At 42.2% G+C, this 15354-nt stretch carries 14 protein-coding genes and 2 tRNA genes; all 16 read right to left on the reverse strand.

Annotated features, from left to right (window positions below; translation table 11 throughout):
* Window positions 1–126: 126 nt before the first annotated feature.
* Window positions 127–215 (reverse strand) — tRNA-Ser (locus tag OCV60_RS00005).
* Window positions 216–262: 47 nt separating this feature from the next.
* Window positions 263–348 (reverse strand) — tRNA-Ser (locus OCV60_RS00010).
* 123 nt (window positions 349–471) lie between these two features.
* Window positions 472–1173 carry a 2-C-methyl-D-erythritol 4-phosphate cytidylyltransferase gene (ispD, locus tag OCV60_RS00015; protein ID WP_117784721.1) on the reverse strand — a complete coding sequence of 234 codons (702 nt, stop codon included), beginning with the start codon at window positions 1171–1173 and terminating at the stop codon, window positions 472–474.
* 127 nt (window positions 1174–1300) lie between these two features.
* A complete protein-coding gene (gene tsaD / locus OCV60_RS00020; protein ID WP_330659652.1) occupies window positions 1301–2326 on the reverse strand; it encodes a tRNA (adenosine(37)-N6)-threonylcarbamoyltransferase complex transferase subunit TsaD in 1026 nt (341 codons plus the stop codon).
* Between the two features lie 36 nt (window positions 2327–2362).
* On the reverse strand, window positions 2363–3271 hold the full coding sequence (locus OCV60_RS00025; protein ID WP_262528784.1) for a ribonuclease Z: 909 nt from the start codon (window positions 3269–3271) through the stop codon (window positions 2363–2365).
* 94 nt (window positions 3272–3365) lie between these two features.
* A complete protein-coding gene (locus OCV60_RS00030; protein WP_117784718.1) occupies window positions 3366–3584 on the reverse strand; it encodes a hypothetical protein in 219 nt (72 codons plus the stop codon).
* Between the two features lie 108 nt (window positions 3585–3692).
* Entirely contained in the window at window positions 3693–4196 is a 504-nt protein-coding gene (gene rimI, locus OCV60_RS00035; RefSeq protein WP_118675541.1) for a ribosomal protein S18-alanine N-acetyltransferase, read from the reverse strand.
* Window positions 4189–4899: a tRNA (adenosine(37)-N6)-threonylcarbamoyltransferase complex dimerization subunit type 1 TsaB gene (tsaB, locus tag OCV60_RS00040; protein WP_021943126.1), complete on the reverse strand. Its 711-nt coding sequence runs from the start codon at window positions 4897–4899 to the stop codon at window positions 4189–4191. The genes rimI and tsaB overlap by 8 nt, the downstream gene beginning before the upstream one ends.
* Before the next feature lie 4 nt (window positions 4900–4903).
* Window positions 4904–5335, reverse strand: a complete 432-nt coding sequence (tsaE, locus tag OCV60_RS00045; RefSeq protein WP_021943125.1) for a tRNA (adenosine(37)-N6)-threonylcarbamoyltransferase complex ATPase subunit type 1 TsaE — start codon at window positions 5333–5335, stop codon at window positions 4904–4906.
* Window positions 5332–5811, reverse strand: coding sequence for a deoxycytidylate deaminase (locus OCV60_RS00050; protein WP_021943124.1), 480 nt, complete (start codon window positions 5809–5811; stop codon window positions 5332–5334). The genes tsaE and OCV60_RS00050 overlap by 4 nt, the downstream gene beginning before the upstream one ends.
* 99 nt (window positions 5812–5910) lie before the next feature.
* Window positions 5911–7125: a homoserine dehydrogenase gene (locus OCV60_RS00055; RefSeq protein ID WP_021943123.1), complete on the reverse strand. Its 1215-nt coding sequence runs from the start codon at window positions 7123–7125 to the stop codon at window positions 5911–5913.
* Between the two features lie 36 nt (window positions 7126–7161).
* Window positions 7162–8275, reverse strand: a protein-coding gene (gene prfB, locus OCV60_RS00060) for a peptide chain release factor 2 (RefSeq protein ID WP_262528798.1) whose coding sequence is annotated in 2 segments (ribosomal slippage) — window positions 7162–8199 and window positions 8201–8275 — 1113 coding nt in all. Because the reading frame shifts where the segments join, the coding sequence is not laid out codon by codon here.
* A gap of 45 nt (window positions 8276–8320) precedes the next feature.
* The gene (gene secA / locus OCV60_RS00065) at window positions 8321–10894 is read right to left on the reverse strand and encodes a preprotein translocase subunit SecA (protein ID WP_262528800.1); all 2574 of its coding nucleotides are present in this window, start codon (window positions 10892–10894) and stop codon (window positions 8321–8323) included.
* Between the two features lie 287 nt (window positions 10895–11181).
* Window positions 11182–11709 (reverse strand): ribosome hibernation-promoting factor, HPF/YfiA family, encoded by a 528-nt coding sequence (hpf, locus tag OCV60_RS00070; RefSeq protein WP_021943120.1) that lies wholly within the window; start codon window positions 11707–11709, stop codon window positions 11182–11184.
* A gap of 311 nt (window positions 11710–12020) precedes the next feature.
* The gene (locus OCV60_RS00075) at window positions 12021–13409 is read right to left on the reverse strand and encodes a C40 family peptidase (protein ID WP_262528802.1); all 1389 of its coding nucleotides are present in this window, start codon (window positions 13407–13409) and stop codon (window positions 12021–12023) included.
* A 173-nt stretch (window positions 13410–13582) separates the two neighbouring features.
* Window positions 13583–15319, reverse strand: coding sequence for a pyruvate kinase (pyk, locus tag OCV60_RS00080; RefSeq protein ID WP_117784713.1), 1737 nt, complete (start codon window positions 15317–15319; stop codon window positions 13583–13585).
* Window positions 15320–15354: the final 35 nt, after the last annotated feature.

The following is a 15354-nucleotide window of genomic DNA, read 5'->3' on the forward strand; positions in this document are numbered from 1 at the left end:
GTTCTTGGTTTGTATCAGACTTGCGTCTGTTACGTTCTTTTTGAAATTCTTTATTTGGAATTTCAGGGTTGTCATGTTGTTAATTTTTCAAGGTTCTTTGTTTTCGCCTGTACCAGTAAAACTTAACGGAGAAGGAGGGATTTGAACCCTCGCGCCGCTATTAACGGCCTACTCCCTTTCCAGGGGAGCCCCTTCAACCGCTTGGGTACTTCTCCTAGTATCAAGCGCTTGAACTTTCCATCTTTGTTTATTGAAAAGTCAGCGGAGAGAGAGGGATTCGAACCCTCGCGCCCTTTCGGACAAACGGTTTTCAAGACCGCCTCGTTATGACCACTTCGATATCTCTCCATCCAGTTGTTTAAGTCTCCTTTTGACCGGCGACTTGTATATATTAGCACTTCTGTTTTTCTATGTCAACACATTTTTTCAAATTATTTCATTTTTTTGTGACTGGTATTTTCAAGTAATTTTTTACCCCTGTTTTTGCAGGAATTCCTGTCCAATACGCATATCTTCCGGTGTCGTAATCTTTATATTTGTATAGCTGCCCTCAATCACTTTCACCTGTATCTTACCGTATTCTTCGACCACCATCGTATCATCCGTCACTGCTATTGCTGCCCCATCTGCCCGTTTCTTCATCATCTTCTGATAACACTTCATCAGACATTTATAATCAAAGCTCTGTGGGGTCTGAATCTGCCACAGGTACTCTCTTGCAGGAGTCGCCATTCCAATCCGATTTTCATTTACGATCTTTATCGTATCCTTTACAGGCATCCCCACCGTACACGCTTTGTAATCTGCCAGTGTCTGGATCGATCTAACGACCATATCCTGTGTCACAAATGGTCTTGCGCCGTCATGGATCATGACATAATCGGTCTCCGGACATGCACACAAACCATTATATACCGAATCATACCGATTTTCACCGCCCTCTACTACAGATACAACCTTTGTAAAATGATATTTCTCTATGATCTCATGCCTGCAATATTCCACACTGTTTTTTCCTGTTACAAGAATGAGGGAATCCACAGGGCTTTCTTCAAAAGCTTTTAATGCATAATAAATTACAGGATAGCCTCCAAGCTCCATGAACTGTTTTTCAATTTTACTGTGCATTCGGCTGCCTTTTCCTGCCGCAAGTATGATTGCCGTTGTCTTCATGTTTTCTCTTCTATCCTTTTATCTTTTTTGCCTTTATTATTTGTTTCATATTGTATTCTTTCACCATATATTTACAAACACTCACAAAGCAGCAGAGCAATCTGCATTCACTTCTTACTGTATCCTTCTACCGCTCGCCTAATTTCAGATTTGGAACTGCATTCAGATCCAGCCCGTGTCTGGTACCTTTTATGAATTCATAATAACCAGCCGCTCCGATCATGGCTGCATTATCGGTGCAAAGGATCGGTGCCGGATAATATAACTGAATTCCTGCTTTTTCGCAGGCCGCTTTCATCGATGCACGAAGTGCTGAGTTGGATGCAACACCGCCTGCCAGCGCAACTTTATCCATGCCATATTTCCTGGCTGCATAGATGGTATGTTCTGTCAGTACATCCGTTACCGCTTTCTGGAAGGATGCCGCTACATCTGCGCGGTTGATCTCCTCATTCTTCATTTCCTTCTGATTGATATAATTTAAAACTGCAGACTTCAGACCACTGAAGCTGAAATCATATGCAGAATCGGAAATCTTTGCTCTAGGGAATTCAATTGCATCCGGATTTCCCTCTTTTGCAAGCTTATCTACCTTCGGTCCACCCGGGTATCCAAGTCCGATAGCTCTTGCTACTTTGTCAAATGCTTCACCTGCCGCATCATCTCTGGTCACACCAAGGATCTCAAACTGCCCGTAGTCTGTCACCTTTACCAGATGGGTATGTCCGCCGGATACAACCAGACACATAAATGGCGGTTCCAATGTCTTATCTTCTATAAAATTAGCAGCAATATGTCCCTCTATATGATGAACGCCTACCAATGGGATATTCTTTGCATAGCTGATCGCCTTTGCTGCTCCTACTCCAACCAGCAAAGCTCCTACTAAGCCCGGCCCATATGTAACTGCGATCGCATCTATATCATCCAGAGTACAGTCTGCTTCTTTCAGTGCAGTCCTTATTACCTGATTCACTTTCTCGATGTGTTTTCTTGACGCTATCTCAGGAACAACGCCGCCATACAGTGTGTGAATGTCAATCTGTGAATATATGATATTTGATAATACTTCCCTACCGTTTACGACGACAGCCGCTGAAGTCTCATCACAAGATGATTCAATTGCCAGAATCTTTATATCTTTTTTCTCCATTTTCATCTTCCTCTTTTTCCCGTTTTATCGTCTGTATCAGTCTTCAAATTTTAACGTTGTCTCCATCCGGTCTTTTCCTGCAACCGCAGCCGGGAATATTTTTCTTACTTCATCCATGTACTGCATCGGCTTGATCAGGGACGGACTATAATGTGTCAGCCACATCTGTTTTACTTCTGCCTCTTTCGCAATCTCCGCCGCCTCATACATTGTCATATGCTTATGGGAAACTGCCTTTTCGTATTTGTCCGGTTCACCATACATTCCTTCGCAGATAAACAAGTCTGAGCCTGCCGCATGTTTTGTAATAAGTGGTGTCGGACGGGTATCTGTACAATATGTGACCTTAAGTCCTTTCCGATCCGGTCCCATAACCATATCCGGTGTATAGAGCCTGCCGCCCAGTTCTATCGTCATGCCCTTCTGCAATGTATTCCAGATCTGCATCGGAACCTCCTGTGCACATGCACGTTCCACATCGAATTTACCAGCACGGTCAAGCTCAAATGAATATCCATAACAGGTAACATTATGATTTACCCGGTACGCATTTGCACGTAAACCACACACTTCAAATTCTTCTTCTTCCTCTGTCAGTTCTTTAAACTGTATCTCAAATGGAAGCTCCGGTGCGATCACGCGCAGAGAGTTCACTACCCGTTCCAACCGTTTTGGTCCAACCATCAGAACCGGATCCTTTCGTTCTGCATTTCCGATTGTCAGGAGTAGCCCAGGCAATCCGCTGATATGATCTGCATGAAAATGTGTGAACAGGATCACATCGATCGGTTTGAAGCTCCATCCCTGCTGTTTGACTGCTACCTGCGTTCCTTCACCACAATCAACTAATATAGAGCTGCCATTGTATCGTATCATCATGGATGTCAACGCTCTGTACGGAAGTGGCATCATTCCGCCTGTACCAAGCAAACATACATCTAACATATTCTATCCTCCAACTTCTGTTTCCACTCTGTCTGTAAACCATTTCTCCTGTAAGGAAAAAAGAGTCATTTTATATTCAAATGACTCTCTGGTTCTACATATATTCTGCCGTTTCGTCTCTCTGTACCGGTACTGCAAAGCTGTCTGCCAGCTGGTCATAACAATCTTCGCATATACAGATCCTGTGGGTTTCTCCATCTTTCTTTGAGAAGTATCCCCACTTTTTTGAAATTATAATTGCATCTTCCATCAAAATGTCATTTCTGACTGACAATTCTTTCCCACACATATTGCAGCGTATTACATCCATCATAATTTCCTCCTGATCTTCCGGTTCCCCGGTGATCTCTGTATCTTTTCTATTGTCGATTATAATAGAAAAAACGCATCTTTGGTAGTGGGAATTCCTGTCATCTATGTATTATGAGTGTGAACACTTCAGTTCCATAATAACAGCATCTTCTGTTGGTTTTTTATAATAATCTTTCCTTCTGGAAATCTCATCGAAGCCTAGTGATTCATACATTGATATTGCTGTGTCATTAGACTCACGAACCTCCAAGAAGATCTTTTCTCCATTGTCTTCTACACACATGCGGATCATTTCTTTCATCAGTCTGTGTCCGATTCCACATTTCCTGTAATCTTTATCAACAGCAATCCGAAGCAGTTCACAATCCTCACACGGTGCAGTAAAGATACAATAACCAACCACCTTGTCATCCTTCGTTGTGTCAACTGCTGTAAGCACGGTATCATACGTTCCATACATGGATGTCGCAACCATCTGCTCATTCCAGGAACTCATAAATACTTTTTCTCCCAGAGAAACAATATCAAGCAACTGTTCCTCATCGCCTTCTCTTATCTCAATGTTGTCTAAATAGGGCCCCGCCGCCCCGCCATCACTGACGCTATTACTCATTTCTTTCACCTTTCTCTTTTCTTTCTCTTTCTGCCTGAGACATTCTCAGATATTCCGGAGCAAAATCATCTCCATTTATATATTGTTCATGCGCATACCGGTAAGCGCCGGCATATGCGACTGATCCAGCCTTCTGTTTGTTCAGATGTGCCGGTGCCAGACGTGCATGCTTCATCTTTGACAGGATCTGAGATCCATACACCTGTATGCCATCACCTGTAAACTGCACTTCTTCATCTTTTTCAAGAAGCAGATCGATCAACTCATTTACATCCATCGGTATCTGATCCATCTCTGTAACCAGATTACCTGCTTCGTCAAATCTGTACAATCCAGTATAGACCTGATTTCTTCTGGCATCCATGATCGGACAGATCAGCCTGTCACTTCCCCAGAAATTGTATGCAAGTCCTTCCAGTGTCGGAACAGGCACGACCGGCTTATCAAGTGCAAGCGACAGCCCTTTTACCGTTGCTGCTCCGATACGCAGTCCGGTAAATGACCCCGGACCTGCTGCGATTGCGATCGCATCTACTGCATCAAGCTCAATACCTGCTGCGTTTACAACCTCGTCCAGCATTGGAAGCAAGGTCTGTGAATGTGTCTTTTTGTTATTTACTGTAAATTCTGCAACCAGATTGTCATTCTCTAATAAGGCAACGGATGCAACCAGCCCTGAGCTGTCCAGAGCGAGGATCTTCATATCTTTAAACCTCTTCTATCGTTATCTTTCTATAATCTGTCCCTTTTTCAAGGTCTTTTTCAATCGTTATCTTCTGATAATGATCCGGAAGGATCTCTTCGATCAGATTTGCCCATTCGATCAGGCATACTCCATCACCGTATACCATCTCATTGTAGCCGATCTCTTCCATCTCATCTACATCTCCGATCCGATAGACATCAAAATGATATAACGGAAGCCGTCCGTTATCATATTCTTTCACGATCGTAAATGTAGGGCTGTTCACAATATCATCGACTCCAAGACCTTTGGCAAATCCCTGTGAAAATATCGTCTTTCCTACGCCCAGATCTCCAAAGAAACAGAAAACCTGTCCCGGAACCGCCTGTTCGCCAAGCTCCCGTCCGATCCTGTATGTGTCTTCTCTGCTGTTGCTTTCTTTTACAATCATCATAAATCTATCGTTATCTTCTTTCCTTTTACTTCATATGGCCGATAAGTAACTCCTGCCATATCAAACATTCTCTTGGATGCCATCGTGCTGTCGGTACTGGCATATTTATCCGACAGATAGATCACCTCTTTTATCCCACACTGAATGATTGCTTTCGCACATTCATTGCAAGGGAATAAGGTCGAATAAAGTCTTGCGTCCTTTAAGCTACCGCCTCTGTAATTCAGGATGGCATTTAATTCTGCATGACACACAAAGAAATATTTATTGTTCAAAGGATCACCGATTTTTCCCCATGGCATGATATCGTCTTCACATCCGGCAGGCATACCATTATACCCTTCCGACAGAATACGATTATTATCGTCTACAATACATGCACCAACCTGAGTGGAAGGATCTTTGCTTCTCTCTGCTGACAACAGTGCAATACCCATAAAATACTGATCCCAGCTAATGTAGTCGGCTCTTTTCATCGGTGTCCTCCTTTTCTTTTCATCTGATCATCCGGCTATTTCCATATAGTGATAACCCGTTTTTACATCGGCCATCTTATGGTTATACAACTTTTTTCTCTAAAATGCTACTCTGATTATGCTGAAAATTTTATCAATTTTAGCTGTAATATCAGCAAAACTGCCCTCAGTCATGGACGAAGTGATAAATGCAAGCTCTCCGTCCACACCTTCTGCTGTTACATATGTCACATCACCAAACAGCTTCTGGATCTCATCTTTTGTGATCGCATCTGCACTTACTCGTATGAAGAAACGATTAACCGCATCTCTGAAATCACCGATTGGAAGTGCTTCCGCATCCCAACTTGCCATAATATTCTTACCCATATGTTTTACTTCGTCTACAACATCGGATACAACGGCGGATGCTGTTGGAAGCTTTCCAGCTCCTCTTCCATAGAACATGATATCATCTACAACATTTCCATGTACAAATATGCCATTGAATACATCATGGATACCGGATAATGGATGGTTCTCATCCAGCATCATAGGTGCAACGAAGGAGTATAAGGTATCTCCTTCCTTTTTAGTCGTACCTACTAATTTGATCGATACGCCAAGCGCATCTGCATATTTGAAATCTTCTGTTGAAATCTTTGTGATTCCTTCTGTATGGATCTTAGTGTAATCCAGATGCTTTCCATATACGATAGAAGTCAGGATAGCGATCTTTCTACACGCATCTCCACCTTCTACGTCTGCTTCCGGATTTCTTTCTGCATATCCCAGATCCTGTGCCTGCTTCAGCACTTCATCATAAGATGCACCTTCCTGATCCATCTTGGTCAGGATATAATTTGTTGTTCCGTTTAAGATACCTGTGATCTCTGTTACTTCATCTGCTGTGATAGAGGTATTTAATGGACGGATGATCGGAATACCACCGCCAACAGATGCCTCAAATAAGAAATTCACATTGTTCTCTTTTGCGATCGCAAGTAATTCCGGTCCGTGAGAAGCTACCAGTTCCTTATTGGATGTTGCTACACTCTTGCCTGCTGCAAGGCACTGTTTTACAAATGTATAGGCAGGATTGATTCCTCCCATTACTTCAACAACAACCTTTACTTCATCATCGTTTAAGATGTCATTGAAGTCATGTGTCAGTATCTGCTGTACAGGATCTCCCGGGAAATCTCTCAGATCAAGAACATACTTGATGTTAATCTCTTCTCCCGCTCTCTTATTAATGATCTCGTGATTTGTATTGATTACTTCAACCACGCCTGAACCAACTGTACCATAACCTAATACTGCTATATTTACCATGTGGGTGTCTCTCCTTTTTGCATTCTTTTTTGTATATTACGACTCACTCCGGCTGCACCATTTTAAATATGCATTCATAAATCCGTCGAGTTCTCCATCTAAAACTGCGGCAACATTTCCGCTTTCTTCACCTGTCCGGTGATCCTTCACCATCGTATACGGCTGCATAACATAAGACCGGATCTGGCTTCCAAATCCATTCTCCAGTATCTCACCCCGAATATCCGAAATCTTATCCAAATTCTCCTGTTTCTTGATCAGATACAGCTTAGACTTCAGCATCTGCATAGCCTTATCCTTATTCATATGCTGTGAACGCTCATTCTGGCATTGTACTACGATACCGGTCGGAATGTGCGTGATACGAACCGCCGATGATGTCTTATTGATGTGCTGTCCACCGGCTCCGCTCGATCTGTAAGTATCGATCCGGAGATCATCTTCATTGATATCCACTTCCAGGTCTTCCTCTATCTCCGGTATCACATCGCAGGAAGCAAATGAAGTCTGCCGCTTGCCTGCTGCATTGAACGGTGAAATACGAACCAGACGATGTACTCCTTTTTCTGATTTCAGATATCCATAAGCATTCTGTCCACTGATCTGCATCGTAACCGACTTAATGCCAGCCTCATCGCCTTCCAGATAGTCAAGCACTTCCACCTTGAAACCGTGCTTTTCCGCCCATCTGGTATACATTCTGTATAACATCGATGTCCAGTCACAGGACTCTGTCCCGCCGGCTCCTGCATGAAGCGTCATAACGGCATCGTAACCATCAAACTCATCCGACAGCAGAAGACTGATCCTGTAATTTTCGAATTCCTTCTGAAATGCTGTCAGCATCTCACCGATTTCCTCTATCATAGAGGAATCGTCCTCTTCTTCCGCCATCTGAATCAGGGTTTCAATATCTGAAAAATCCTGTTCCAGCTTCTGATATTCCTCCAGCGAATCCTGCAGCTTCTTTAACTGTCTGGAAACACTGGTTGACTTTGCTACATCATCCCAGAAGCCCGGCTGTTCCATCTCATATTGTAATTTTCCTATGCTGTCTTTTCTGCCAGCGATGTCAAAGTGAATCCCTTACTTCCATTAATGGTTGTCTGTACTGATTCAGTGTGAACTTAAACTGGTCTGTCTCTATCATTAATTTCTCACCTACTTTATCGGTTGCATCCGCAACACATTATTTCTATTCGTTCCGTCCGCAGCAGTTCTTATATTTCTTACCGCTGCCACATGGGCACAGATCATTTCTTCCGATTTTTTTTGCTTTCTTTACAGGCCCTCTGGATACAGTATCATCCTTGTTTGTTCCTGTAACTTTATTTACTTCCTCACGTTCAACCTTCTGTTCAACCTTAACACGAAGAAGCAGTTTTACTGTATCCTCCTGAATTGCTCTTGTCATTTCATTGAACATGTCATAACCGGCAAACTTATATTCTACAACAGGATCTCTCTGACCCAGTGACTGAAGTCCGATGCCCTGCTTTAACTGTTCCATATCGTCGATATGGTCAGTCCATTTTCTATCAATTACCTTCAGAAGGATAATACGCTCGATCTCACGCATATCTTCCGGACTTGGGAATTCTTTTTCTTTCTCATGGTAGAGTTCCACAGCCTCATTATACAATCTCTCTTTGAGTTCTTCTGTGTCACCCTTTTTGATCTCATGCTCAGTAAGTGTGATTGGTTCTGTAAATGGAATGATCTCACGGATCATATTGTCAAGCTCTACAATATTCCACTCTTCTGGTGCAGCTTCTGATGAGCATACAGTATCTACACATGCATTGATATCATCCTTGAGCATCTTCAGGATAACTTCATGCATATCTTCACCGTCTAAGACTCTCCGACGCTCCTTATACATGATCTCTCTCTGTTCATTATTTACACGGTCATACTCTAACAGATTCTTTCTGATCGCGAAGTTGTTGCTTTCGATCTTCTTCTGGGCCTTCTCTACGAAGTTCGAGATTGTCTTATGCTGGATCTCTTCGCCCTCCGGGATCTTCAATGTATCATAAAGGCTCATAACTCTCTCAGAACCAAACAATCTCATCAGATCATCTTCCAGAGACAGGTAGAACTTGGATTCACCCGGATCTCCCTGACGACCGGAACGTCCACGGAGCTGATTATCGATTCGTCTGGACTCATGACGTTCTGTACCAATGATACGAAGTCCGCCAAGTTCAGCAACGCCCTCGCCAAGCTTAATATCCGTACCACGACCAGCCATGTTCGTTGCGATCGTAACTGCATTCTTCTGACCTGCTTCTGCAACGATCTCTGCCTCAAGCTCATGGAACTTTGCATTTAATACCTTATGTGGAATTTTTTTCTTGCTGAGCATGTGGCTGAGTTCCTCAGATGCATCAATATTGATCGTACCAACCAGAACAGGCTGTCCTTTTCTGTAACTCTCATTGATCTGCTCAACAATAGCGTTTAATTTCTCTTTCTTTGTCTTAAAGATAGAATCCGGGTGGTCAATTCTCTGTACCGGAAGGTTGGTTGGGATCTCTACAACATCCATACCATAGATCTCTCTGAATTCTTCTTCCTCTGTACTTGCTGTACCTGTCATACCTGCTTTCTTCTCAAACATATTAAAGAAGTTCTGGAATGTGATCGTAGCAAGTGTCTTGGACTCTCTCTTAACCTTTACATTTTCCTTTGCTTCGATCGCCTGATGCAATCCGTCTGAGAAACGACGGCCCGGCATGATACGTCCTGTAAATTCATCAACGATCAGAACCTCGTCATCCTTTACAACATAATCACGGTCACGGAACATCAGGTTATGTGCACGAAGTGCAAGAATTATGTTATGCTGGATCTCGATATTCTCAGGATCGGACAGGTTCTCGATATGGAAGAACTGCTCTACTTCCTTCACACCGTTTGCTGTCAGCATAACGTATTTGTCTTTTTCATTTACAAGGAAATCTCCGTCTTCCTCAATTGCTGTATTCATCAGCATATCCATCTTGGAGATCTCGCCATCACCTTCACCACGCTTCATACGTCTTGCAAGGTAATCGCACATCTTATAAAGCTCTGTCGATTTGCCGCTCTGTCCTGAAATGATCAGAGGTGTTCTCGCCTCATCGATCAATACAGAGTCGACCTCGTCGATTACACAATAATGAAGTCCTCTTAACACAAGCTTTTCTTTATAGATAACCATGTTATCTCTTAAGTAATCGAAACCGAGTTCGTTATTTGTTACATAAGTAATGTCACATGCATATGCGTCACGTCTTTCATCATTTGTAGATGAATTCAAAATAATACCAACTGTAAGTCCAAGGAACTCATGAACCTTACCCATCCATTCAGCATCACGCTTTGCCAGATAATCGTTGACTGTTACGACCTGAACACCTTTGCCTTCCAGTGCGTTTAAGTATACAGGAAGTGTAGATACAAGGGTCTTACCTTCACCGGTTCTCATCTCGGCGATACGTCCCTGATGTAATACAACACCACCGATCAACTGTACTCTATAATGCTTGATGCCAAGCACTCTGTATGCAGCCTCTCTTACAACTGCAAATGCTTCTACCAGCAGATCATCAAGCGTTTCCCCATTTGCAAGTCTCTCTTTGAATTCTGCTGTCTTTGCTCTTAATTCCTCATCGGACAATGCCTGCATGTCAGAATCAAGTGCTTCTATCTTGTCCACAATAGGAGCGATCTTCTTCAGTTCTTTCTCACTATGTGTGCCAAATACTTTTTCAAATAATCCCATTCTATTATTCTCCTAACTGTTTTCTTGGTTTCATATCCAAATCTTATTACTCAGGGTACATAATACCATCATATGAAATTTATATCAAGAATGAATCTGAAAAGCTTTGGTAAAGCATTTATGAAATGATGATGAATAATCAACATTCATTCTTTAAATCTGACCACAAAAAAAGAGCCGCCAGCGTTAATTGTCTGGCGACCCTTCTTTTTATCCGAAAATCTCAGGCAGACATTCTTCAGACTATAGCTTCTGAAAATATCTGTCCCTGTGCAACAGGTACGAGATTAAAATTCTGGTTCGATCAATCCGTATGTATTACCCTTTCTCTTGTAGACAACATTTACTTCTTCTGTCTCTGCATTTCTAAATACATAGAAGTTATGTCCAAGCAGATCCATCTGGATGCATGCATCGTCCGGATACATAGGCTTTACTGCAAATCTCTTGCTTCTAACGATCTTAATCTCGTCATCTTCATCTGTTTCTTCTTCTACAAATGAATTCTGGAGATATGCTGCATTCTGCTCCTTGTCGATCAATTTCTTCTTATGCTTGTTCACCTGTCTCTCGATTACTTCTAGCACAAGATCGATCGATACATACATATCATCACTTACCTGTTCTGCACGAATGATATGTCCTTTCATAGGGATCGTAACTTCTATCTTCTGTCTGTCTTTCTCTACACTAAATGTAACCTGTGCAACAGCATCTTCTGCGAAATATTTCTCAAGCTTGGACAGCTTGTCATATACTGCATTCTTTAAACCTTCAGTAACATCGATGTTTTTTCCACTAATTATGTAATTCATGTTGCCCAACTCCTTCTTTTTCGGGTGTCCCCGAATTGATAGTCTTATTATAACATAAACCACCATTTTTTCAAGTCATTTTAAACAAAAGGAAACCGTTTGTTTTTCATTTTTTAGTCAAATTAACAATTAATTTATATAATTTATGAAAACTACACAAATGCATATGTATCTTTTTTCTATCTCCCATATTTTCTTAATTTACAGTCTTGTATTCATCGAATGCAAAAAAAGAAAGCCGATACATACCGGGAGAAACAAGAACCTGTTCACTCACCATGTACCGACTTTTCTTCTATTCTGTTTATCCTTTATTGTCCAAGCAGTCTGACTGCCTTGATCGGAGTTCTGTAATTATATACAGATGTCTTGATTCCTGTTGCTTCTGTACTTGCATGTACGATCATGCCGCCACCTGTATAGATTCCAACATGTCCGATATCTCCGTCTGTTCCGTAGAATAACAGATCACCCGGTTCCAGCTCTGAAAGACTTACTTCTGTTCCGTAATAAGACTGAGCAGTTGCGGAATGTGGAAGTGAAATTCCAAAGTGTGCATATACGGATAATGTAAATCCTGAACAGTCAGCACCATTTGTAAGGCTTGTACCGCCATATACATAAGGATTACCAACAAACTGTAATGCATAATTTGCAAGGTCTACACCAGTTGAACCGCTGGATGGCACCGGATCCTCAGAAGGTGCTTCTGTAGGAGCTTCCGTAGGAGCCTCAGTTGGTGCTTCCGTAGGGGCTTCTGTTGGTGTCTCAGTTGGTGCTTCTGTAGGAGTCTCAGTCGAAGCTTCCGTAGGGGTTTCTGTTGCCTGCTGCTCTTCCTCCTGCTTCTTCTGCTGTTCTTCCTGCTGTCTTCTCAATTCTTCCTCTTCTGCTGCTCTTGCAGCTTCAGCCTCTTCTACCGAGATAGCCTTTACTGTATTATATGAAATTTCAACATAATCCGAACTTACATAACCGGCAGTCTCATCATCAACCTTTACTTCTGTCCAGCCATCTGCCTGACCGATTACTGAATATGATTCTCCACCAGGGATCATTGTAAGACATTCACTGTCTGCATCTGCCTCGGCACGTACATTCAAGGTTTCTGTTGTAACAGTTGCCAACTTGCTGCAATGTTCTTCTGCATAAGCACCTGCATCGTCACCATATACAAGGAAATCGTTCTTTATGTATCCTTCACAGCTACCGGATGCAACCTTTGTCCATGTATCACCTTTTTCCTTTACAAGGGCAATACCATTTGCTCCAAGTGTTCCGACCAGTTCACCGTCTGCACTTGCTGTAGCACGGATATTAACCTCATCCGTTACAGTTGTAAGACACTTTCCTTCAAACTGTGGATACTTACAGGTTTTCTCTGCCGCTCCCGTTTCTGTTTCCTCTGTCGCAGCTTCTGTTGTTTTTTCTTCTTTCTTGGTACTCTTTTTTGATGTCTTCTTTGTCTCAGTCTTTGCTGTTTCTGTCTTAACTGTTTCAGAAGAAGCATCCGTCGGTGTACTTCCATCTCCGGCTGAAGCCGTTTCAAGCTGAACAGATTCTACATATCTGTCAAGCGCTGATGAGAGTCCGATCGTTGAATCATCATATATGTTATTTGCTTTGATCACGCCAAATGCCGTTGTAGCTGCCAGACTGACTGTTACTACCGCAACGGATATCTTTCTGGTTCCTTTGGACATCTTATTACCTCCCTGACATGGAAATGCCATGTCATCAAACATTTGTTACGAAATTGTTACATTTCTGGTTCATTATAACAACAATTCAAATGCTTGTCAACATGGCATTCCCGTGTTTTTGCTTGTTTTTCAGTGTTTTTTAAAAATTAAGATTTATTACATTTGTTACAAACTTAAGAAACAACTACTCCATCTTTGGCTTTTACTGTAACGATGGCACCTGTTTTTAATATCTGGGTCGCATTCTTTGCTCCGATGATAACCGGAACATCACGGCTGAGGCCTACGATCGCAGCATGTGAATTTTTCCCATCCTTTTCACACACGATCGCAGATGCAGTCTTTAACTGTTCCATGATATTATTGCTGGTCTCTTTCATTACAATAATATCTCCCGGATTGTAATTTTTCTGAAGATCTTCTTCTGTTTCTGCTACACATAAAGGAGCACATACCGACTTCTCGTTTACAGAAGTACCTTTTACAAGGATATGTCCAACAACATGTACCTTGATCAGGTTGGTTGTTCCGGCAACACCAAGTGGAACGCCGGCAGTGATAACAACGATCTCTCCATCCTTGATGTAATGATTTCTCTTCGCAGCTTCTACAGAATGCTCAAACAGATCATCCGTATTATTCTCCTCTGCAATCAGAAGCGGCTGAACACCCCATGACAGATTTAACTGACGACATACCTTTTCAACCGGTGAACATCCGATGATCGGACATTTCGGTCTGTATTTAGAAATCATGCGGGCTGTTTTTCCTGATTTTGTTACGGTTACGATCGCTGCTGCGCCAAGATCGATTGCTGTTGTACAGGTTGCATGGGAGATTGCGCTGGTGATATCCGGATTCTGGATATTTCCTCTCTCATAAAAACGTTTTGTATAATCAATATCTTCTTCTGCACGTTCTGCAATCTTAATCATGGTATGGAGTGCTTCTACCGGATACTTGCCTGCGGCTGTCTCACCAGAAAGCATGATCGCGCTGGTTCCATCATAGATTGCATTTGCAACGTCTGTTGCCTCTGCTCTTGTCGGTCTTGGGTTCTTGATCATGGAATCAAGCATCTGGGTTGCTGTTACAACCTGCTTGTCTGCATTGTAAACCTTCTTGATGATCATTTTCTGGATTACAGGAACATCCTCTAACGGAATCTCTACACCCATATCGCCACGTGCTACCATGATACCATCTGATACACGGATGATCTCGTCGATATTTTCCACGCCCTGCATATTCTCGATCTTGGAAATAATATTTATATTATCACAGCCATGCTCATCTAAAATCTTACGGATCTCCAATACATCATCTGCCGTTCTTACAAAGGACGCTGCAATAAAATCAAAGTCATTCTCAATACCAAATATGATATCTGCACGATCCTGCTCACTGATGTATGGCATGGACAGATTTACGCGTGGTACATTTACGCCCTTGTGATTGGATACCGGACCGCCATTTACTACACGACAGACGATCTTATTCTCGGATACCTGCTCTACCGTCATCTCGATCAGACCGTCATCGATCAGTATCGTATTTCCCGGTTTTACATCATTTACAAGATTCTTATATGTGATTGAAACCATCTTCTCATCACCTTCAACCTCATCGGTTGTAAGTGTAAATGTCTGCCCCGGCTTCAGTTCAATCTTTCCATTTTTGAAATCTTTTACACGGATCTCCGGTCCCTTTGTATCCAGCAGTGTTGCAACCGGAAGGTTCAGCTCTGTTCTGAACTTCATGATACGTTCCATGTTCCGTTTATGCTGTGCATGATCTCCATGTGAAAAGTTGAATCGGGCAACATTCATTCCCTCGATCATAAGCTTTCTCAAAATATCATCATCATCTGTTGATGGTCCTAATGTACATATAATTTTAGTTTTACGCATAACGCCTCCTAATTTGTTGTTTTTATACTAAGAAA

The sequence above is a fragment of the Coprococcus ammoniilyticus genome (assembly GCF_025567345.1).
In the GTDB taxonomy this organism is placed as follows: Bacteria; Bacillota; Clostridia; order Lachnospirales; family Lachnospiraceae; genus Coprococcus; species Coprococcus ammoniilyticus.

Coding starts and splice junctions, on each gene's coding strand:
- OCV60_RS00025 (WP_262528784.1), bottom strand. CDS start 3,271: ATGTTAGATGTATGTTTGCTTGGTACAGGCGGAATGATGCCACTTCCG.
- OCV60_RS00050 (WP_021943124.1), bottom strand. CDS start 5,811: ATGAAAAGAGCCGACTACATTAGCTGGGATCAGTATTTTATGGGTATT.
- OCV60_RS00075 (WP_262528802.1), bottom strand. CDS start 13,409: ATGTCCAAAGGAACCAGAAAGATATCCGTTGCGGTAGTAACAGTCAGT.
- OCV60_RS00055 (WP_021943123.1), bottom strand. CDS start 7,125: ATGGTAAATATAGCAGTATTAGGTTATGGTACAGTTGGTTCAGGCGTG.
- tsaD (WP_330659652.1), bottom strand. CDS start 2,326: ATGGAGAAAAAAGATATAAAGATTCTGGCAATTGAATCATCTTGTGAT.
- pyk (WP_117784713.1), bottom strand. CDS start 15,319: ATGCGTAAAACTAAAATTATATGTACATTAGGACCATCAACAGATGAT.
- tsaB (WP_021943126.1), bottom strand. CDS start 4,899: ATGAAGATCCTCGCTCTGGACAGCTCAGGGCTGGTTGCATCCGTTGCC.
- hpf (WP_021943120.1), bottom strand. CDS start 11,709: ATGAATTACATAATTAGTGGAAAAAACATCGATGTTACTGAAGGTTTA.
- OCV60_RS00030 (WP_117784718.1), bottom strand. CDS start 3,584: ATGATGGATGTAATACGCTGCAATATGTGTGGGAAAGAATTGTCAGTC.
- secA (WP_262528800.1), bottom strand. CDS start 10,894: ATGGGATTATTTGAAAAAGTATTTGGCACACATAGTGAGAAAGAACTG.
- rimI (WP_118675541.1), bottom strand. CDS start 4,196: ATGAGTAATAGCGTCAGTGATGGCGGGGCGGCGGGGCCCTATTTAGAC.
- ispD (WP_117784721.1), bottom strand. CDS start 1,173: ATGAAGACAACGGCAATCATACTTGCGGCAGGAAAAGGCAGCCGAATG.
- tsaE (WP_021943125.1), bottom strand. CDS start 5,335: ATGATGATTGTAAAAGAAAGCAACAGCAGAGAAGACACATACAGGATC.